At 44.4% G+C, this 20,860-nt stretch carries 16 protein-coding genes; all 16 read right to left on the bottom strand.

The window, feature by feature from the left end:
- Positions 1 to 215 precede the first annotated feature (215 nt).
- Entirely contained in the window at positions 216 to 800 is a 585-nt protein-coding gene (gene rsmD / locus ACJV2T_RS01425; RefSeq protein WP_415683323.1) for a 16S rRNA (guanine(966)-N(2))-methyltransferase RsmD, read from the bottom strand.
- A gap of 222 nt (positions 801 to 1,022) precedes the next feature.
- Positions 1,023 to 2,456 (bottom strand): uridine transporter UriT, encoded by a 1,434-nt coding sequence (gene uriT, locus ACJV2T_RS01420; protein WP_419398926.1) that lies wholly within the window; start codon positions 2,454 to 2,456, stop codon positions 1,023 to 1,025.
- 116 nt (positions 2,457 to 2,572) lie between these two features.
- Positions 2,573 to 3,511: a uridine-preferring nucleoside hydrolase UriH gene (uriH, locus tag ACJV2T_RS01415; RefSeq protein WP_419398925.1), complete on the bottom strand. Its 939-nt coding sequence runs from the start codon at positions 3,509 to 3,511 to the stop codon at positions 2,573 to 2,575.
- A gap of 72 nt (positions 3,512 to 3,583) precedes the next feature.
- The gene (locus tag ACJV2T_RS01410) at positions 3,584 to 4,732 is read right to left on the bottom strand and encodes a PfkB family carbohydrate kinase (protein ID WP_415683319.1); all 1,149 of its coding nucleotides are present in this window, start codon (positions 4,730 to 4,732) and stop codon (positions 3,584 to 3,586) included.
- 290 nt (positions 4,733 to 5,022) lie between these two features.
- Positions 5,023 to 7,515, bottom strand: a complete 2,493-nt coding sequence (locus ACJV2T_RS01405) for an ATP-dependent DNA helicase RecG (protein WP_419398924.1) — start codon at positions 7,513 to 7,515, stop codon at positions 5,023 to 5,025.
- 102 nt (positions 7,516 to 7,617) lie between these two features.
- Positions 7,618 to 7,812: a 50S ribosomal protein L28 gene (gene rpmB, locus ACJV2T_RS01400; protein WP_012913853.1), complete on the bottom strand. Its 195-nt coding sequence runs from the start codon at positions 7,810 to 7,812 to the stop codon at positions 7,618 to 7,620.
- A 128-nt stretch (positions 7,813 to 7,940) separates the two neighbouring features.
- Positions 7,941 to 10,256 (bottom strand): type 2 isopentenyl-diphosphate Delta-isomerase, encoded by a 2,316-nt coding sequence (gene fni, locus ACJV2T_RS01395; RefSeq protein WP_419398923.1) that lies wholly within the window; start codon positions 10,254 to 10,256, stop codon positions 7,941 to 7,943.
- A gap of 9 nt (positions 10,257 to 10,265) precedes the next feature.
- Positions 10,266 to 11,363, bottom strand: a complete 1,098-nt coding sequence (mvaD, locus tag ACJV2T_RS01390; protein WP_419398922.1) for a diphosphomevalonate decarboxylase — start codon at positions 11,361 to 11,363, stop codon at positions 10,266 to 10,268.
- A gap of 135 nt (positions 11,364 to 11,498) precedes the next feature.
- Complete coding sequence (mvk, locus tag ACJV2T_RS01385) at positions 11,499 to 12,854, bottom strand: mevalonate kinase (RefSeq protein WP_419398921.1); 1,356 nt, start codon at positions 12,852 to 12,854, stop codon at positions 11,499 to 11,501.
- Between the two features lie 552 nt (positions 12,855 to 13,406).
- Complete coding sequence (gene rplI / locus ACJV2T_RS01380) at positions 13,407 to 13,853, bottom strand: 50S ribosomal protein L9 (RefSeq protein WP_004105397.1); 447 nt, start codon at positions 13,851 to 13,853, stop codon at positions 13,407 to 13,409.
- 16 nt (positions 13,854 to 13,869) lie between these two features.
- Positions 13,870 to 14,118 carry a 30S ribosomal protein S18 gene (rpsR, locus tag ACJV2T_RS01375; RefSeq protein ID WP_004105399.1) on the bottom strand — a complete coding sequence of 83 codons (249 nt, stop codon included), beginning with the start codon at positions 14,116 to 14,118 and terminating at the stop codon, positions 13,870 to 13,872.
- A gap of 151 nt (positions 14,119 to 14,269) precedes the next feature.
- Positions 14,270 to 14,869, bottom strand: a complete 600-nt coding sequence (locus ACJV2T_RS01370; protein WP_419398920.1) for a single-stranded DNA-binding protein — start codon at positions 14,867 to 14,869, stop codon at positions 14,270 to 14,272.
- 158 nt (positions 14,870 to 15,027) lie between these two features.
- Positions 15,028 to 15,324, bottom strand: a complete 297-nt coding sequence (gene rpsF, locus ACJV2T_RS01365) for a 30S ribosomal protein S6 (protein ID WP_004574062.1) — start codon at positions 15,322 to 15,324, stop codon at positions 15,028 to 15,030.
- A gap of 552 nt (positions 15,325 to 15,876) precedes the next feature.
- Positions 15,877 to 17,181 (bottom strand): AMP-dependent synthetase, encoded by a 1,305-nt coding sequence (locus ACJV2T_RS01360; RefSeq protein ID WP_419398919.1) that lies wholly within the window; start codon positions 17,179 to 17,181, stop codon positions 15,877 to 15,879.
- Between the two features lie 1,493 nt (positions 17,182 to 18,674).
- On the bottom strand, positions 18,675 to 19,223 hold the full coding sequence (locus tag ACJV2T_RS01355; protein ID WP_419398918.1) for a hypothetical protein: 549 nt from the start codon (positions 19,221 to 19,223) through the stop codon (positions 18,675 to 18,677).
- A gap of 122 nt (positions 19,224 to 19,345) precedes the next feature.
- Positions 19,346 to 20,548: a hypothetical protein gene (locus tag ACJV2T_RS01350; protein WP_419398917.1), complete on the bottom strand. Its 1,203-nt coding sequence runs from the start codon at positions 20,546 to 20,548 to the stop codon at positions 19,346 to 19,348.
- Positions 20,549 to 20,860: the final 312 nt, after the last annotated feature.

The following is a 20,860-nucleotide window of genomic DNA, read 5'->3' as shown; positions in this document are numbered from 1 at the left end:
ACGCAGAGTTTGGGAGATTTCTTTACGAGCACTAAAAGAGGACTGAGGAAGCAACATTCTTTTAAGAACAAAGCAGACAGTAAAATCTCTAACAGCCAAAGCGACGAAGGACGGGACGTGCGAGGAAAGAAATCCCCCGAAACTCGCGCCACACTAAGCACGAACGCGCGCCACGCTATGAAAGCGAAAGCAGATTGTAACGAAGCCGAATCAAATCAATCGCGCTTAGGCTGAATGAACAGCACGGAAGTTTCTCCGTAATTACGCGTATCAAACAGCTCCCAGCCCTCAGGCATAGTCGGCAAAACACTTCGCGCGCTACGCTCAAACACAATCAACGTATCCGCAGAAACGCTCGCAACTCCGCTCGCAATCATCGAAGCTAATAAACTTTCGCAATCCGCAGTTTCGTAAGCATAAGGCGGATCGATAAAAACCAAGTCAAACGCTTCCCCACTATAATCTGCAACGAACTGCTCCGCGCGCTTTCGAAGAACCCTCATAGAAAGCGCAGAATCCCAAGCCTTTGAACTCTGCAACGCTTTCGACGTGCGAAGTATAAGCGCAGCCGCTTGCGAATTTGCTTCAACAGACACAAGCTCGCGCGCGCCACGAGATAGCGCCTCAATTCCGAGCGCTCCCGTGCCAGCAAATAGATCAAGTACGCGCGCATTGTGCATAACATCCCACGAATCAAGCCTAGAAAATATCGCTTCTTTCGTGCGATCTGTAGTAGGTCTTGTACACGACTGCGCTGAAGTAAGCGGCAAAGATTTAAAACGTCCAGCAATAATGTGCATACTTCTAGCTTAGCTGGAACCTACAGACACGCACGCGGCGGCAGAAACTTTACAGCGGTGTAAAGAAAAAGTCGTTTCCGCGCGAAAAAACGGCAGAAAGTTTACAGCGGTGTAAAGAAAAAGTCGGCTACGCACCAAAAAACGGCAGAAAGTTTACAGCTGTGTAAAGAAACGGTCGGATGCGCGCGAAAAAACGGCAGAAACTTTGCAAAAAAGCAGATATTACTTATCCGCCGCCTTAGGATCCGGAATTAAGAACGAGCAAGCGAGCGCAAAAGCGAGCAAAACGACGCCGGCAACCATTGCAGCAACGTATCCGCATGTTACGCCACTTAAAGACGCAACATTCGTCATCACAGCATACAAAATTGCAAAACTCAAGCCGGCTCCCAAATTAAAAGCTCCAGCGTTCATACCCGGCAAGTATCCCGGATTATCTTTTGGAGAAAGCACGATACCCAATCCATTAAGCATAATATTTGCCATGCCAGAATAGCTCACGCCTACCCACACTGAAAACAGCGCTAAAGCCCAAGCAGACGGCATATAAGCAACATACACGCCAAAAGCAACACAAATCATGCTAAACGCAATTCCAATACGCAACACAAGCCTGTACCCGTAATTTGCAGCGAGCACGCCCGAAATAGTGCCAAACAATAGTCCAATAATTGCGTAAGGAGTAAGAGTTACGAAACTTACCATATTCGTGCCAATATTTGCACCAAACTTACTATCGTTAGCAAGCTTTATAACAACGCCATTTATCAAAGCAAACACGCCAGTCATTGTCAATAAAGTGCACAAAAGCAAACCCCATGTGCGACGCTGCTTCATATATGTTGTAGAAACCAGCGGAGCCGCGCTTAAAACTTCGATTTTCCAGAATATTGCGAAAAACAGCACAGCAACAAGCACAAGAATAAGCACCATAAGCCAGTTAGATTTAGCTAGTTTATTACTAAGTTCATTAATAGAAAGATATATTGCAAGAAACGCAATTCCGAGCGTTATAACTCCTAGCCAATCCATTCTGCTAGTAGCATCCGAGCGAGATTCATCAGCTAAAACAATAATCATAATAACAGCAATAGCTGCGATTGAAGCCATAATCCAAAAAACAGAACGGAATCCGTATTTACTGGCAAGCCAACCACCTAATAAAGCATCAAATCCAGCAATACCGCCATTTACGGAACTTAATATTGCCATCAACTTTGCGTAACTTTTTTCTTGCCGTACGCGCACGCGCAACATAATTAAGCACATTGGCAATACAGGCCCGGAAGCACCTTGCAAAATACGCCCAAGCATAAGCATATTAACGTCTTGAGCTAGCGCAGAAATAATGCTTCCAAAAAGAGTTGAGATAAGAATTCCGGAAAGTACTTTTTTACGCCCAATTAGATCAGACAATCGCGGCAAAAATAGCGAAAATAATGCTGCAGCAGTAAAGAATACCGTTTGCGTTAAAGCGATTTGAGTATCTGTAGTATGAAGTTCTTTTGACATCGTCGTCAACACTGGCGAAAGCATAGAAACGTTTAGCTGGAACGCAAAAATAGCAGCAAGAAACGCCACCATTAACGCCAAAACGGAACGTCCACCCTTATCTAGCATACGCGTAGAAAATGTTGGAGATTCAACCTCAGCCATAATCTAACCTCCGCTTAATTACGTAAAGTTACGCAACGTAAAGTTACGCAACGTAACATTACACAATGTAAAGTTATACAAAAGTCATTCAAAAGTCATTCAAACGTCACCAACAATCACCCAATGCGCTTAATCGCATCTATAATCAAATTCCAGAATTTATCGAAATCAAGTTTTGTAGCAACTTGCGTATGGCATTCTTCTTCAGAAGGCTCAGTGCCACGCAAATCTGCAACTGTCATGCCAAGAGTTAAGTCACTGTTTATTTCAACATCAAGTGGGCAACGCCTTGTGCTAATAACACTTTTATCAATCAAATAAGCGACTGTGCAAGGGTCATGCACTGGAGGATCAACAAAATCTTGATTATTCTTATAAGCTTTACGGAAGTAATTCATAAGATCGCAAGCAAATTTGGAAACAGGCGTTCCAATAGAATTAATTTTCTTCTGTATTTCTAAAGTGCACAAAGCTTGGTGAGTTAAGTCTAAGCCGACCATCGTAACTCGCCAATTTTCATTAATCACAATATGCGCAGCTTCAGGATCCGTCTTAATATTAAACTCAGCAACAGCACTGCAATTGCCACTATGATAGCCGCCACCCATAAGAACTACTTCTTTAACGCGGCTGACAATTCTAGGCTCCATTCGCACAGCCATAGCGATATTCGTAAGAGGTCCGGTTGGTACAAGCGTAATTGTGCCAGGCTCATGGCTCATAATTGTGTCAATAATCCAGTTAACAGCATGCCCTTTATCCAAAGGTTTAGTTGGCACTGGAATATTCGCGCCGTCTAATCCAGTTTCTCCATGAACAGCAGCAGCAACTTTTAGCGGACGAACCATAGGACGGTCGCATCCGGCATGAACTGGAATATTAGTTGCATGAGCTATTTCTAGAGTTGCTCGAGCATTGTATGTTACTTTTTCTAGGCTTTGATTTCCACCAACCGTAGTTACGCCCAGCAAATCGATACTAGGATTGCCAACAGCTAATAAAATTGCCATCGCATCGTCATGACCAGGGTCACAATCTAGGATGATGGAAGTCATACCAACTCCTTCATAAGCACATGTATTTTGGAAGCAAATCGTGACGAATACACTTCGCGTAAAAACGCAAAATTAAGCACGCTCATGAATATTCGTCATGCGTTTAGAAATAAGTTCTGGATTAAACGACTCATGCACAGGCTGCATAGATTCAGTATTCAAAGCTGCAGCAGCAACCGCAAATCTGCCAGTTTTTGAAGAATCAAATTCGTTATACCGCGCGTAAATAAGCGCAGCAGTAGCAGCATCACTAGAACCGTTGTCATTGCCGACAGCTTCAACGCCAACATTGCTATTTCCGCGAGTTAGCATCATTCTCTGGACGCGTTTGACTGGTACAGGATAGAACGACACTCCCTCATTTGAAACACCATACGCAACTCCTGCGCGACCGGCATTTACAAATACACGCTTTACTCCACGCTTGAGCAACACATTCGCACAGCGAATTGCAGAACGCTCGTCAACAGCATTAATGCCGGTTAAAGCCTGCGATTCAGCAGTATCTAAAATAAGAGTGTCAATACGAGACAATCTAGAAAGCACGCGAGGAGCTTTTGCATCCGTAACTGCGCGAACAACAATAGGACGGCGATAACGGTCACATAGCCACTCAATTGACTTTTGCGGAATATTAGTATCCAACACCAAAATATCAGCATTTTCAATAATAGACATGCGCTCACGCAAAAAATCAGGAGTCATGTGATCGTAAATACTCATATCGTCTAAAGCAAGCAAACGCTGACCAGAAGCGTCACCAACATACATGTACGAAGCAGTCATCGACTCAGGAAGTTGCTTCGCGTAGCCAATATCTAAGCCGTTTGCAGCAGCATCAATGCGGAAAAGCTCTCCGTTGTGATCGCCACCGTAGACAGAAACCATGCTTGTGCGAATATTAAGACGCTCCAACGCGACTGCAATATTCCTTCCAACACCGCCTAGCATGTAGCGCACGTGGGAAGCATTAGACGTGTAATCCATCAAATCTCCGCAAGCAATGCCGAGAACGTCCATGCTAATTCCGCCAACAACAGTCACATAACTTGGAGGAGTAACAATATATCCCTTACCGCGTAAATAGCCTTTGCGAATTAAATTGGAAATATGAGCAGCCACACCTGAACGAGTAATTCCTGCGAGATTTGCAAGTTCCTGCTGGCTAATCATCGGGTTTTGTTGAATCCAAGTCAAGATTTGTTGTTCGCGTTCAGTCATTGTCGCCTCATCTCTATTGTGATTACAAATGATGCCTACTATCTAGGATATTCACAATTCTCATAATATGCACGTAAATTTATGTAATTTTGTTGTTTTTTTATATTATATCTAACAAAAGTTGATATTAATTATAAATTAAAAATAGCTTTATTGCCGTATTTTTTACTAAATTAAGTGCATAAATATGCAATAATTTTTTCTTTATACTTTTATTTATAGGATATTTTATTCATACAATATTTTAATTTTATAAGATATTTTGCGTGCAAATTCAAAACTTTAGAATTTTAATTGCTTACGATTTGCGCACTTCCGCCTCTCGTAAAATCAAGCACCGCACCTGCAAGATACGGCAACGAAACAAGATGAGCGTCTTTTTGCAAAGTCTCCAACGCATCTTCACGAGCCATAGCGATAATCTTTGCATCCTTAACAACTCGCAAAATCTTCAAACTCGAGCGACCACCCGACTGCTTATCGCCAAGAACATCGCCAACATTGCGCAATTCCAAATCTTTCTTAGCAATTACGGCACCATCTAGCGAATTTTCAACAACTTGCAAACGTTCTTGAGCAAGACTTCCATCCTCAGTTTGCGCAACCAAAAATGCCCAAGAATTCGTGCCACCACGCCCAACACGCCCACGTAATTGATGCAATTGCGCAAGACCAAAACGATCCGCGTCAAAAATCACAATGCAACTCGCTTGAGGCACGTCAACACCGACCTCAATAACCGTTGTAGCAACAAGAACTTGCACATCTCCGCGCGCAAAACGTTCCATCGTTTCGCGTTTCGTAGCATCGTCGTCGCGACCAGTAAGCTTAGCAAAAGTAACGCCTTTAAATTGCGACAAAGCTGAAAGCCGCTTCAAAATGCCATTAACTGTATGAAGTTTGCGCAAAGAATCTGCACTATTTTCTTCAGATTGATTAGATTGCACAGATTGCGAAACATCTTCAAAACCTTCAGATTCATCGCTAGCAAAATCCCTAGCAAAATCCCTAGCAGAATCCCTATCAGAATCCCTAGCAGAATCCCTATCAGAATCCCTACCAGAACCACTACTAGAACCATCACTAAAATCATCATCAATATGCGCGCAAACAACATACGCACGCTCACCTGCATCAATGCGAGCACGAATATGCGCAAACATTCTCGCCATAGTATTCGCATCCGACTCTTGCACAACAAAAGTGCGAATAGGTTTTCTACCTCCAGGCAATTCAGTTAAATACGAAGCGTCCAAATCGCCGAACCACGTCATAGCAGCAGAGCGCGGAATAGGCGTTGCAGTCATTACTAAAAGATGCGGAGTAAAAGCCTTTTCAGCACTATCATGCGAATCTACACTCATTTTGCGCAACAAAACATCGCGCTGCTCAACACCAAAACGATGTTGCTCGTCAATAATTACCAAAGCTAAATTAGTCGGCTTAAAAGTCGACGAGAACGCTGCATGAGTTGCAACAATAAGCGAAGGCTCTCCACTCGCAACACTCGCTAGCGCACGTCTGCGATCCGCAAGTCTCATGCCGCCAGTTACTACGATTACAGGCACTTTTAGATTCGCGCGCGCAATCATTTGGCGCAAATTTTCGGCATGTTGAGACGCCAGAACTTGAGTAGGAGCCACAAGCACAGCCTGATAGCCTGATCCAACTGCCTCAAGCATTGCAGCGAGCGCAACGACTGTTTTTCCGGAACCAACTTCACCTTGAAGCAATCGACGCATCGGATGGTGCTCACGCATATCGCGTACGATCTCATCAATTACATCTTTTTGACCTGAAGTAAGCTCAAACGGCAAACTTTCCACAAATTCATTTCTTAGAAGAGAATTATTACAGGATTTTGCTTGATTATCTTTAGAATCTTCACGAGATCGCAATACAGCTACTTGGGAAATAAAAGCTTCTTCATAGCGCAACGAGTCAACAGCTTTGTAAAATTCGTCAACTGATTGCGGATTATGAATTGAGTATATTGCTGACGCTCTAGTCATGAGGTTACGTTTTTTTAGCACTGATTCAGGCGTAATATTTGGGATTTGCAGGGATTCAGTAGCGCCAGCTGCGGAATCTTCAGAAACTGCGGAATCTTCAGAAAGTGCGGAATCTTCAGAAACTGCGGAATCTTCAGAAACTGCGTAAAGTGCAGAAAGTATAGAAAGTATAGTTTCGTGAATATGCTCACTAGAGATTCGCGAATTTGCATGATACACGGGCATAGGCGCGCTCATACGCGCCAAACCATCTTCCACTCTTCTTACAGTATCGCGAGATTGATGTAAGCTATCGCTTTCTTCTACAGCAGATACGGTTAGAATTTGAGGATGCGTAAATTGCAATTTACCATTAAAAGCGCTAGACGTGCCGCCAACAACAACCATTTCGCCAACATGCATCTTTGCGGAAAGCCACTGAGCGTATTGACGATTTTTAGAAAAATAAATAAGTTGAGCTACTGCTTGCGTATCTTGCAAAACATTAATTTCGATTCTAAAACCGCGACGAGCGTTCATAGGCACAACGTTAATTGACTGGACTTGCGCATAGAATGCCACTTCTTCGCCAATTTTTACATCTTTTAAGTTCGCAATTCTCAATGGACTTGTGACTCTAAACGGGTAGTAAGTTAACGCGTCTTCGACTGTGACTATGCCCAAAGATTTTAATGCAGAAACGCGTCGCTTATTGCTGATTATTGTAGAAAGCGAAGTGTGCATTTTGGCTGAGTTCGTGGGCGTATTTAGCATATTTCGATTATAAATCATTCGCAATCAGGAATATAACGCGCAAGCGAAAAATATGCGAATACAAAAAAGCCCCGAGCAACACTCAGGGCCTTACAATTTAAACGCAATACAATGCGCGAATCACGCCTCAACGCGCTGAACCTTGCCAGCCTTAATGCATTTCACGCACACACGAAGGCGAACGTTCTCGCCATCAATGGTGGTGCGAACCGGCTGAAGGTTCGGGCGGAAGGTGCGCTTATTGCGGATATGCGAATGTGAAACAGTGAAACCAGTCTGAGGTCCCTTGCCACATACTGCGCAACGAGCTGCCATAATTGGACTCCTATTTTCTTTGACTTGCAAGTCTTGCGTCATTCAAACACACGAACTACTTACGCAAATTACTTACGCACATTGCATAAACAAATAAGCACGCTTGAACGCACAACTACACAAGTATATCACTTACCAAGACAATCCGCACGCACGAACTCAGTCTTTTCTTGTAAATCCTTAACTGTCTTGCATCCAAGAAGCGCCATAATCATCTTGATTTGCTTCTGCCAGTTATCAATTTGCAAAGAAAGCGCGTCCTCACCTTCATGCATAAGCGTATGCAAAAACTCGCCAGCAACACCAACTGCCGAAGCACCCAAAGCCAACGCACGCACAACATCCAAAGGCGTGCGAACTCCTCCACTTGCAAAAATTTCCATATTTTTTAACGAATCACACTTGCGTATGTCAACTAGCGACTCAACAGTAGTAAGACCCCAATCAGCCAAATAATCACAGTCACCTAAGTTCCTGCGAGCATTTTCTATTGTTACAAAATTAGTTCCGCCACGACCAGAAACATCTACAGTGCGCACTCCAACATCTTTAAGACGCTGAACATCTTTAGCAGAAATTCCGCATCCAGTTTCCTTCACAATCACAGGCACTTTTATAGCTTCGCACGCACTGACAATAGACTCAATATTGCGCAACCAATTTCGAAAATCGCGATCGCCTTCTTGCATAACCAACTCTTGTGCAGCATTTAAATGCACTTGTAACGCATTCGCCTGAATCATGTTTACAGCACGCAATGCATCAGACGCGCTAGTTCCAGCGCTAACATTTGCCATCACAAATCCATGTGGATTTTCGCTTCTTATGACACTGAAAGTGCTGAGTAAAGTTTCGTCTCGAAGAGCAGCACTCAAAGATCCACTCGCCATAGCAACAGAATTTTTTGCAGCAACTCTAGCAAGACTTGCATTCACTTTTTTAGCAGCGTCACTTCCGCCGGTCATTGCGTTAATATATATCGGCGAGCGCCAATGCACAGAATCGCATACTTCGCTTCCTAGCACGTTCACGCTAGCGTCAATTTCTTCAAGCGCGACTTGCGGCAAAGCATTCGGCACAAAACGCACTTTGTCAAAATCTGAATCTGCGCGAGTTTTATATTGCTTGTCCGCGAGCGCAATATGCGCGTCTTTGCGGTTTTGTATTGTGCAAGATTGAGCAGATTGCGCATTAGGCTCGCGACCCTCAGCAAACGCGTTTAATACAATATTTTCAGAAGGCTTACCAGTTCCAAAAATTTCCGTAACATCAATATTCAATGGCTTTATTCCATTGGCTTCCCAAGTAGATTTCATAGTTTCAATTACATTATTGTCATAAATTGTCGACAGCGCAATTGCGCAATCTCCCCCACCTGCACCGCTAGTTTTTGCAGGAATACCGGCACAAGTCGCAATTTCAATAAATTTTGTAAGTTCATGCGTTTCAATAACAGTTCCAGTAAGAGCACTTAATTTTTGCAACAACGCACGATTTTGAGCAAAACCGCTAGAAATTTCGCTTATTTCAAACTTTTCAATTGCGTGCGCAAGTTTTTGCACGCAAATCTCACTTTGTTTGCAAAAATCTTCGTAAGTAAAAAGTTGATTTTTATTGTCAAAAGCACTAGTTTCGACGCTATTTTCGACGCTACTTTCGACGCTACTTACTAGCTTTGCGCTAGACGCAGGAGAACCAGTCCACCCGACTAAAAGTTTTAGCGACTTATCTACGTTTAAACGCTTAACTTCCAGTCGCGGCCACTTTTTATGCAACAACTCACCGAAATCAGAGCATCCGGATTTTACTAGCGTAAGCTCAGCTTCAAGCCACTCGCGGCTATACGCGCGGTACATAATCCAACCGCCATAAGAGCTGGCTGCAACGTCCCCACCGCTTCCGGATTTTTTAACACTCGACGACGCAATCAACGCTAGCTTGCAAATTTCTGGAGTCGAAAGATTCAAACCGTACCATTTGCACAACGCGCGAATAACCGCAACAGTTACCGCAGCAGAAGATCCAAGACCGTATTTTCTACCGGTTTTTGCGTCATCAAGTTCGCTAGAAATATGCACATTGTAGCTTTTTCGGTTAATATTTGGCGCACATTCCTCACTAGCATAAGCGTCGACTACGCACATTGCAGCGAGCACGTAAGCATATTTTCCGTCGTTTTGTGTTTCAATACTTCCGTCGGATGCGCGCGCCCAAAGAAGCGGTTTATATTTTTCGCCATCTGAGGTAATTACACCACAATAATTTCTGTTACTAGGCGCATTTTTCTGCAAATTTTCGCGTAACTCTTCGCTTAAAGTTTCATCACTTACGCTAACCGTCACGTAACGATTAACAGCAGCAACAATTGCAGCACAGCCGTCAACAACAGCATACTCGCCCGCAATATAAAGCTTTCCTGGGGCATTAGAGCGCACTTGAGTCATATTATCCGCCTATTTTAAACTCGTACTCACCGTCACAGCGTCACCTGGCAACGCAATCGCAAATTTCGGCTCGCAATATTCTGTATTACAAAAAACGCTAGAATTACGCAAACCATCCTCAACCAGCGCACGCAACTGACACATCGCACGATAAGCATCATCTCCAGAAGTAAGCACTTTCACATTCGGACCAGCATCCATCGTAGACCACACAAGCCAGCCATCATTTCGCATATTTTTAACCGCTTCAAGCACAATATGCGTTTTACTAGTTAAATAATTCACAGACGGAACAGCATTATGCATAGTTTCGTGCATTCCAAGAGCATTGCGTTCAACAACCTCGCCCAATTGCTCAATATCTGCTCGCTTAATGGCATCTTTAGCAATTTCAAGGTCGTCCTTCGACTGCTCAACCCATTGCATATACGTCGGCGAAGTTTCAACCGTTCTGCGCATCGCTTCTCGGCTAGAAATAGGCTTTTTGCTATCGTCCAAAGTAACAACAATCATAGCAAGGTTTAAATTTTTAAGCGCAACTTGTGCGTTTTCAATAGGCTCTGCGTAAGACGTTTCGTCGTCGCAACCTGCATGCCAAATAGAAAGTCCTCCAAAAATCGAACGACAAGCTGAGCCAGAACCACGTCTTGCAAGTCTAGAAAGTTCTCGTGAAGTTAGGTTTAATCCAGCAGCGTACGAGGCAGCAGACGCAAGAGCTGCAAAACCAGACGCGCTCGAAGCAAGACCGGCAGCAGTTGGCACAATATTATGCGAAACAACGCTTGCTTTCGTTGAAATTCCTGCAATTTCACGCACCAAATCGAGCATAGCGACTACGCGACGAAAAGTTTTTGCAGACGGCGAAATCTTTTCATTATCTAAAGTAAAAGTATCTTGTTCAAGATTATTCGCAAAACTTACGCTTGTAGTTGTAGACAAATCCGAAAGTGTGAGAGAAAGCGAGGAAGTATAAGGCAAAATCAGCTTTTCGTCGCGCTTACCCCAATACTTAATCAGCGCAATATTCGCGTTTGCTTTAGCAAAAGCTGAGTTGGGTGAAAGACTAGCGTCAAACGTTATTTTTGGCTGAATTTCAACATTTTGCATGCTGTTCCTTTTGCGGCAGATACGTAATTCTCGTTTGTTAATGTGCTAAGCAATATTTTAGCAAAACAGTGCGCACAAGCTTCTTTTATTTAAGCAACTGCAAAGTTTATGCCACATTTCAAGTAAAAATAAGATTCAATTTATTGCAGAATCACCTATATTCACAATCCACGTATCGCAAGCACCGGCATTTTTAAAAGCTTCACTCACTCGCTTAGCTGCATCTTCGCTATCAGCCAGCGCAATTACGCATCCTCCGCCACCTCCGCCAGTAAGCTTTGCACCCAACGCGCCATGTTGGCAAGCAGCATCTACCAGTGCGTCAAGTTTCGCAGTGCTTATGCCCAAATCCGCCAAAATACGGTGCGCGAAAGTCATTTGCTTACCCATATTTTCAATGCGACCAAACGCCAAATCATCTTCTGCAACAGCCGCAATCTCCCCCAATTTATTGAGCTGCGAGCCAACTTCAACAGGATTCGATTCCAAACGAGAACGCAAAGCTTCAACTGTTTCGCGAGTCATTCCTTTGCATCCAGAATCCGCCAAAACAAGCCACGCACGCATGTTAATTTCCATGCGATCAAAACAGCCACGACTAAAACGCACAGGCCAGGAAGCAGCAGTTGCAGTTGCATCCAAGCCTGAAGAACGCCCGTGAGCCACGCACTCAGCAGTCTGCGTCAACTTAAAAATCTCATCATCGCTAGCTGCAACGCCATAATAGTCAAGAATCGCACGAATTACAGCACCGGCAGCGGCAGCAGACGAACCAAGACCTCGTTCTGCTGGAAAATCAGACTCAGTAAAAATGTGCAAATTCTCACCGCTCCACCCTGCAAACTCTAGAGACGCGCGGATTGCTGTTCGTATGCTATTAAAGCGCGCAGGAATTTCGGAAAGTTTGCCAGTAAAGTCAAGGCACGAAAGAGTTATATGCGAATCGAGATTCGTAGTAGATGCTGAAGATTCGCGCGGTGCAGAAGATAAAGATTCGCACGAAGCAGGCGCTAAAGATTCGCGTGGTGCAGAAGATAAAGATTCGAGTGATGCAGGTGCTAAAGATTTGCTTGATGCAGATGCTAAAGATTCGTTGCAACTAGTTACAACAGCGCGCATACGCAAGTTTTTAAGCGGCAAAGCTATTGCAGAATGGCCATAAACTACGGAATGTTCGCCGAAAAGAATAACCTTCGCGCAAGTTTCGCCGTAACCTTTGTGATTGCTGTATTTTATTGCGTTTTCGAGATTTGCGCTTACGAGATTTTCGCTTACGAGATTTTCGCTTACGAGATTTTCGCTTACGAGATTTTCGCTTACGAGATTTTCGCTTGAAAGATTTGCGCTTGAAAGATTTGCGCTTGCTGAATTCGTAATTGCGGAATTTTTACAAGCATACTCTTCGTCATTGCGAATAGCAGATATGCTGGCATCTTGCGCTTTTGCGTTCATACTAAGCTCGTCAGCCAGTTCATATTTGCTTTTCAGCACAGTTTGTATCTCCTTTATAATTCGCAATTTTCCAACTGTTCTAATTTAGTCGAGTAGAACTTAAAAAACTACGTTACGCACGTGACACTTACAACACATTCACATTTGGAAAACGGCAGAAACTGTGCAGCTGTGTAAAGTAAAGGTCGGATGCGCGCGAAAAAACGGCAGAAACTTTACGCGAGTGTAAAGGAAAAGTCGGATACGCGCGAAAATGCGGCAGAAAGTTTACACGAGTGTAAAGTTTTGGTCGGATACGCGCGAAAATGCGGCAGAAAGTTTACACGAGTGTAAAGTTTTGGTCGGATACGCGCCAACAAACGGCAGAAACTGCGCAGTCGTGTAAAGAAAAGGTCGCGCAGGGAATAGAAATGTAAAACCGACCAGCGCGCACCAATAAAAAAACTCTGCGCAGCATCGCAATGAGAAAACTCAATGCAACACAAACGCAGAGCTAATGCTTAAGTTCAATCCACATGTATTACAAGCAGAAAACCACTAAAAGCAAGAATCTGCTTGCTGCAACATGTTTTGTAAAATTCACAAAGCTACTTACTCAGCCACAACCTTAACAGTGAAGGAAGCGGTGATTTCCGGATGCAACGTTACGGTTGCTGGGAACTCACCAGTGGTCTTAATAGTAGCAACCTTAATTGCGCGAGCCTCAACTTGAGCCTTGGAAGCCAAAGCAGCAGCAATCTTATCGGCAGAAACGCCACCGAAAAGCTTGCCGGATTCGGAAACCTTAGCAGAAAGCTCCACAACGGTGCCTTCAATCTGAGCCTTAGCTGCAACTGCCTCTTCACGAGTGGCAACAGCCTTGGCAAGACGAGCGCGACGCATTGCTTCAATCTGGGAAGCAGCACCCTTGTTCCATGCAAAAGCAAGACCCTGAGGAATCAGGTAGTTGCGTGCATAGCCAGCCTTAACTTCAACAACGTCACCAGAGTGACCGAGGTTGGCAACAGTCTTGGTAAGAATAACCTTGGTTTCAGCCATATTCCTATCCTCTCAATCAGCGACCGGTAGTGGCGTAAGGAAGCAAAGCCATTTCGCGAGCGTTCTTCACTGCCTTCGCGATCTTGCGCTGTTCCTGCACGGTTACGCCGGTGATACGACGGGAACGAATCTTGCCGCGGTCAGAAACGAACTTGCGCAGCAAAGCAACGTCTTTATAATCAATTTCAGTAATCTTGGCAGCCTTCAAAGGATTTGGCTTCTTTTTGAAAGGCTTGACCGGTGGTTGCGGCCTTTTGCGTGACATAAGATGTCCTCTCTTAAATCCGTTATGCTTTTTGTTCGCATAACATTTAACTGATGATGTATTTATAAGGATTAAGTAAGCGCGTAAATAAATGCGTAAATAAGTGCGTAAATAAGCAAATAAATACGCTATCTATAGCTCAACTAAAACGCTAGAACTCAGGTTCTTCAGAATCGCCACCAAAATCAGAATTGGCGCCGAAAGTTGAAAAACTATCGTTTGTTGGCGCAGCAGCACTCCATGGATCAGCAGCTGAAGAACTTGCGGCATGCTGAGAAGCCTGGCTAGCAGCATAATTTGCTCCGCCAGCATAACCTGCACCAGCAGCACCAGCAACTGTACCAGCAGCATTTACTGCACGCGAGCCACCAGCAAAACCTGTTGAAGAGCTTTGGCGGTTAACTTGCGCAGTTGCATAACGCAAAGATGGACCAATTTCGTCAACTGTAAGTTCAACAACTGTGCGATTCGAGCCGTCTTGCGCTTGATACGAACGCTGCGACAACCTGCCTTGAGCAATCACGCGCGTGCCTTTAGAAAGGCTGTTTGCACAATGTTCTGCCAAGTCTCTCCACGCTGAGCAACGCATAAATAATGCAGGCCCGTCCTCGAACTGATTCGTATTACGATTAAACGTTCTAGGTGTGGATGCAATGGTAAAGCTCGCAACAGAAGCACCGTTGGAAAGTGCCCTTAATTCAGGATCCGAAGTGAGATTTCCCACGACGGTAATAATTGTTTCACCTGCCATATCGTGCCTTTTCTTTCTCGCTTTACTCGTAATCGCATGTTAGCAATTACTGGCAATTTTGTGCGCAACTTATGCGCGATCGTTTACGTATTTATTTAGCTTAACTAGTTTTTATTTAATTCACTAGATCACTAGAGCTTACTTAGTTTTGCTAGTTTTTACTTAGCGTCCTTGCGAAGAATCTTCGTGCGGATTACAGATTCGTTAAGGTTCAAAACACGGTCAAGTTCGTCACTTACAGATGGCTCGGCAGTGTAGTTCACCACAACGTAGTTACCTTCGGTTTTGCCTTCAATTTCGTAGGCAAACTTGCGGCGACCCCAGTAATCGGTACCGTCAACGGAACCGCCCTCGTTGGTGACAAGCTCAAGATACTGCTCGGTCAACTTCTTAAGACCGTGCTCATCCAGCTCAGGATTTGCAATGAACATCAGTTCATACTTATGTGCAGACATCACCCACCTCCTTCGGACTATCGGCTGTGGACCTTCCACAGCAGGAGTGTGTTTGCAAAATATGCGCGATATGTTTGATGGCAAGCACCAAAACCGCACACAACTTTGCTATTTTACAGCACGCTCGTGACGACGAGAATTACGCGCTTAAACGATGGTGTCAGGCGGCAGAAAGTTTACGCGCGTGTAAAGAAACGGTCGGATACGCACCAAAAAACGACAGAAACTTTACAGCCGTGTAAAGGAAAAGTCGCGAAAAAGCGGAAAAACGGCAAAAACTTTACAGTAGCGTAAAGAAAAAGTCGCGAAAAGGCGAAATAGCGGCAGAAAGTTTACACGAGCGTAAAGAAACGGTCGGATACGCGCCAAAAGGTGGCAGAAACTGTGCAGCGGCGTGAAAAAACGGTCGGCTACGCGGCAAAAGGCGACAGAAACTTTACAGCGGCGTAAAGTTTCGGTCGGATATGCGCGAAAAAACGGCAAAAACTTTACAGCGGCGTAAAGAAAAAGTCGCGAAAGAGCGCAAAGTTACGCAGAACGCGCACGCATCGCCTATTTTCCAATAATTCTAGGCACTCCAACAGATGCAAGTTTCTTCTCAAGCTTCCTAGGATCAAGAATATCCGAGTAATTAAAGCGCACGATTTTATTTACGCCGCATTCCTTCATAAGCAATACCTCACGTTCCGCTTGTTTGTCGATATTCTTATGAATAACACTCTGGTTTCGCGATTCGAATAAATTTTTATTGTCTTCTGAAGAATTAAGATTCACATTCTTATATTGCGCATCATCTGTATCAATGTAGTATTTCGAATACCCGTCAAACTCCCCAACAATCAACTCCCCATTATTCAGACTCCACAAAAAGTCGCAACGATACTTCAAATTTACATGTGGAATCTCAAACTCACGCTGTAATTCTGGTATCATAAATCCCAAATTAATCATTGTCCCCCGAGCTAAGGATTCACCAGCGTTCTCGCTAAGACCATTTGCAAAGAAGCAAAGCTTACATAATTTAGCCAACTTTTTTTGTTCGCACTCAAAAATTTGCTCAAAAGACAATGAAAAACTAGTCCCACCATTCGTTTTTTCATAGTTTCGCAAGTCATCCAAATAAGCGTAATTCCTTGTATGATGGCGTTGGTTTTTGTGTAAACTGATATTCGCACACGTTTCATTATTTGCAATCTCGCTATTACAAGCGACGTCACTCAAGTTATTTTTGTAATCGCAGTTATTCTTGCAATTATAATTATTCTTGTAATTACAGCTATTCTTGCAATCGCAGTATCGACTTTTGCAAATTTCGATCACTCTGCTTAAATTCACATTATCTCGCGCTGCTGAATCGAAAATAGGCAAAGCAAATCTAAATGAGTAATTATTAGCAACGTCAAACAACATAGTGCTTTTATCTACCAAGTGACTTTTTATTTCTTCAGTCACGCAATCGCTTGCATGCGGAAGCTTCATTAATTGCCCAGTACTGTTATTCTCACGCGTTAAAATGCGAACATCGTCGCTCATACCATTCTGTTCGTAACCTGCGGAAGGGATAACTTTCAGTTGATTGTTATACTTGTTTGATTTTCGCTTGTTGCTTCGAATATAAATTTTAATATCTTTTGCATCCGCACAATTTTTCTTTTCGCTAAGAAAAGTATTATTATAGCAATTTTTTTCGCTGTCATAATCTTTCATAACTTGATACCCAAGAAGTGCCGAGGCAGTCGAAGCTGTTAATTTACAATCGGGGTGCGATTCAATAATAGATAGCGCAATATGACGTATTTTTTCAGCTTCGTAAAGACTATTCCAATATTCTTTACGCATGTAAAGATTTTTGTACACGCGCACAGCTTCTCCGCGTTGCGACGACCTTTGAACTGCTTTTCTTTCAGCATTGGTTTTCGGGGCAAAGCAACGCTTATTTTGTTCGCTATTCGAAAATAAATCGTTTATATAAAAATTACTCATAATGCAAGGTTATTAAAGCATTATTCGTGCGTAAATAAATTTTTTGCATTGTGGATAAAAGGTAGGGAAAGAAGGTGCGGAATTGGAAGAACGGCAGAAACTGTGCAGTCACGTAAAGGAAAGGTCGCGAAAAAGCGGAAAAACGGCAAAAACTGTGCAGCGGTGTAAAGGAAAAGTCGCGAAAAGGCGGAATAGCGACAGAAAGTTTACAGCGACGTGAAGTTTCGGTCGGATACGCGCCAAAAAACGGCAGAAACTTTACAAGCGTGTAAAGGAAAAGTCGGGTACGCGCGAAAATGCGGCAGAAAGTTTACAGCGGAGTAAAGAAACGGTCGGATACGCGCGAAAAAACGGCAGAAACTGCGCAGCTGTGTAAAGGAAAAGTCGGGTACGCGCCAAAAGGCGGCAAAAACTTTACACGGGCGCGGACAGAAAGTGCGAACAGAAAGCGCGGAACGGTATGTAGCGGCAGAAACTGTGCAGCCGTGTAAAGAAACGGTCGTATGTGCGCCAAAAGGCGGCAGAAACTGTGCAGCGGTGTAAAGTTTCGGTCGGATTAAGGCGATAAAACGGCAGAAACTGTGCAGCGGTGTAAAGTTTCGGTCGGCTGCGCGCCAAAAAACGGCAGAAAGTTTACAGCGACGTAAAGAAACGGTCGGCTACGCGCCAAAAAACGGCAAAAAGTTTACAGCGGTGTAAACAGAAAGTGCGAGCAGAAGGCGAGAACAGAAAGTGCGAGCAGAGTGCGGAATTGGAAAAACTGCAGAAAGTGCGGAACGGTAGGTAGCGGCAGAAACTGTGCAGTCACGTAAAGGAAAAGTCGGATACGCGCGAAAAAGCGGCAGAAACTGTGCAGCTGCGTAAAGGAAAGGTCGCGAAAGGGCGGAATAGCGACAGAAAGTTTACAGCGACGTGAAGTTTCGGTCGGCTACACGCGAAAAAACGGCAAAAAGTTTACACGAGAGTAAAGGAAAAGTCGGATGCGCGCCAACAAACGGCAAAAGTTTACAGCGGTGTAAAGAAACGGTCGGTAAAAGGCGGAATAGCGACAGAAAGTGTACAGCGACGTAAAAAAAAACGGTCAAGTACGCGCGAAAAAACGACAGAAACTTTACGTGAGCGCGAACAGAAGGAACGAACAGACAGCGCGGAACGGTAGGTAGCAGCAGAAAGTGTACAGCTGTGTAAAGGAAAAGTCGCGAAAAGGCGGAATAACGGCAAAAAGTTTACGTGGGTGCGAACAGAAGGTGAGAGCAGAAAGTGCGAGCAGAATGCGCAGACAGAAAGTGCGGAATTGGAAGAAGCGGCAGAAACTGCGCAGCGGCGTAAAGGAAAAGTCGCGAAAAGGCGGAATAACGGCAAAAAGTTTACAGCGGAGTAAAGAAACGGTCAGCTAGGCGCGAAAAAAACGGCAAAAAGTTTACAGCGGAGTAAAGAAACGGTCGGATGCGCAGCAAAAGGCGGCAGAAACTGTGCAGCTGTGTAAAGGAAAAGTCGGGTACGCGCGAAAATGCGGCAAAAACTTTACACGGGCGCGGACAGAAAGTGCGAACAGAAAGCGCGGAACGGTATGTAGCGGCAGAAACTGCGCAGCAGTGTAAAGAAAAAGTCGCGAAAAGGCGGAATAGCGACAGAAACTTTACAGCGGCGTAAAGGAAAAGTCGCGAAAGAGCGGAAAACGGCAAAAACTTTACAGTCGCGTAAAGTTTCGGTCGGCTACGCGCGAAAATGCGGCAGAAACTGCGCAGCGGCGTAAAGGAAAAGTCGGCTGCGCGCGAGAAGAAGGCGCGAACAGAAAGTGCGGAATCGGAAGAAACAGAACCGGAAGAAGCGGCAGAAAGTTTACGTGGGTGCGGTAGAAGGCGCAGACAGGAGGCGAAGAGCACAAAATTGTTATAAAAAGGGTTATAGGTCAAAAAAAAACTTAGTCTAGCGCACCTTTTAGCACACTAGACTAAGTAATTCACAGTAAAATCGACTCAACGATCAACCAGTAAGCTAAAGCTTAAAATGATTCATCGCAGAATCAGCTTTTAGCTTAGTGACGGATCTTGCGAAGAGCAGCACCCATGCCAGCAAGCACAGAAGCAGCAACAGCAGCCATAGCTACAGCAGCACCGCTCTTAGGAAGCTGAGCGGCAGCAGAGGCAGATGCACCGCCCTTTGCATCAGCGGAAGCAGCATTGTTCTTGTTGTTCTGCTGAGCAGAAGCCTTGGCATCCTTACCCTTCTGAGCAGCAGCCTGAACAGCAGGACCGAACTTACCACTCACAGCAGCAGCATAAAGCTCCTTAGCACCTGGAACAGGGTTGAAGCTCAAATCCAAAGGATCAGCAGTCGTAACTGGTGGCAACAAGGATGGGTTCACACCAGCAGCGACAGCTGCATTGTAGGCATCCTTGTAAGCCTGCAAAGCAGCCTCATAAACAGCCTTAGCAGCAAGAGCAGCTGCCTTAGTGTCATTGTACTTAGTCTCAGCTTCACCATAAGCAGTATTTGCGCGCTCCCAATGAGCAGCAGCACGATCCACGGCATCAGCTAAACGCTGCCTCTTAGCAGAATCATTCACACCAGAAGCATCGAATGCATCCAAAGCAGCCTGAGCAGCCTGGTACGCAGCATAACGAGCATTCAACTCAGCCTGAGCCTTACGGTAAGCATCCTTAGCGGCATAGAAAGCCTTCTTAGCCTTAGCGAAATCGTTATCAGCATTCTGCAAAGTCTTAGCGGCATCGCGAACATTATCGATAGCTTCCTGCTTCTTATCAGGATCTGGAGTTGCGCAAGACTCTGCATCCTTAGCAGCAAGATACTTAACACTAAGCTCGTTCACCTTAGCCTGCTGAGTATCCTTAGCAGTCTTAGAAGCAACATAAGCATTACGCTTAGCAGCAAAAGCACGAAGAGCATCAGCCTCGCCAGACTTAATATCCTGTTTAATTGCCTTATCAAAAAGTTGGATACTAGTATCAGCGTTCACCTTGTAATAGGAATTGACAGTCTTACCAGCTGCTGGTGTGATAGTTGGCACATTACCAGTAGCATCCTCAGAAACAGTCATCTTATCCAAAACAGCTTTAGCAGCAGCATACTCATCGTAAGCAGCCTTAGTAGCAGCCTTAGCAACGCTCATGACTTGTGGATTAGCTGGGCAAGCAGCCATTGCTGGAGCAGCAAAAGCGAAACCAGAGAGGAGGGTGGCGCCAGCAGCGAATGCGGCGATAGCCTTCTTATTCAACATAATATTTTCCTTTCTTCTTCTCCTTCGCACTAGGGTATGCGAAGAAAAATTTGCCATTTGCGGTTTCCCGCTCGTACCAGTGAACTAGGGATTCAACCGGTAACTGAGTTAAAACTTACCGCAAGCTCTCAGAAAACTCAACACTAAAATTCAGATTTCTAAGCGCCAAAAATACAAAAATCTTGATAAATATTAGTTATATTCATTAAAAAGCAGAAATATTTACGGCACTTTTCTGTATTTTTTGATAAAAATTACGCGACACGCCATATACTGGATTTTTTTAATGTTTTTTCAGCTTTCTTTAAGGTT

This window comes from Gardnerella phocaeensis (assembly GCF_048545075.1).
Taxonomy (GTDB): domain Bacteria; phylum Actinomycetota; class Actinomycetes; order Actinomycetales; family Bifidobacteriaceae; genus Bifidobacterium; species Bifidobacterium vaginale_J.
Note: the sequence above shows the minus strand (reverse complement) of the source record. Positions and strands in the feature narration are given on the sequence as shown.

Excerpts from the sequence above, each read along its gene's own strand:
- rsmD (WP_415683323.1), bottom strand. The coding sequence starts at position 800 with ATGCACATTATTGCTGGACGTTTTAAATCTTTGCCGCTTACTTCAGCG.
- uriT (WP_419398926.1), bottom strand. The coding sequence starts at position 2,456 with ATGGCTGAGGTTGAATCTCCAACATTTTCTACGCGTATGCTAGATAAG.
- uriH (WP_419398925.1), bottom strand. The coding sequence starts at position 3,511 with ATGACTTCCATCATCCTAGATTGTGACCCTGGTCATGACGATGCGATG.
- ACJV2T_RS01410 (WP_415683319.1), bottom strand. The coding sequence starts at position 4,732 with ATGACTGAACGCGAACAACAAATCTTGACTTGGATTCAACAAAACCCG.
- ACJV2T_RS01405 (WP_419398924.1), bottom strand. The coding sequence starts at position 7,515 with ATGATTTATAATCGAAATATGCTAAATACGCCCACGAACTCAGCCAAA.
- rpmB (WP_012913853.1), bottom strand. The coding sequence starts at position 7,812 with ATGGCAGCTCGTTGCGCAGTATGTGGCAAGGGACCTCAGACTGGTTTC.
- fni (WP_419398923.1), bottom strand. The coding sequence starts at position 10,256 with ATGACTCAAGTGCGCTCTAATGCCCCAGGAAAGCTTTATATTGCGGGC.
- mvaD (WP_419398922.1), bottom strand. The coding sequence starts at position 11,363 with ATGCAAAATGTTGAAATTCAGCCAAAAATAACGTTTGACGCTAGTCTT.
- rplI (WP_004105397.1), bottom strand. The coding sequence starts at position 13,853 with ATGGCTGAAACCAAGGTTATTCTTACCAAGACTGTTGCCAACCTCGGT.
- rpsR (WP_004105399.1), bottom strand. The coding sequence starts at position 14,118 with ATGTCACGCAAAAGGCCGCAACCACCGGTCAAGCCTTTCAAAAAGAAG.
- ACJV2T_RS01370 (WP_419398920.1), bottom strand. The coding sequence starts at position 14,869 with ATGGCAGGTGAAACAATTATTACCGTCGTGGGAAATCTCACTTCGGAT.
- rpsF (WP_004574062.1), bottom strand. The coding sequence starts at position 15,324 with ATGTCTGCACATAAGTATGAACTGATGTTCATTGCAAATCCTGAGCTG.
- ACJV2T_RS01350 (WP_419398917.1), bottom strand. The coding sequence starts at position 20,548 with ATGTTGAATAAGAAGGCTATCGCCGCATTCGCTGCTGGCGCCACCCTC.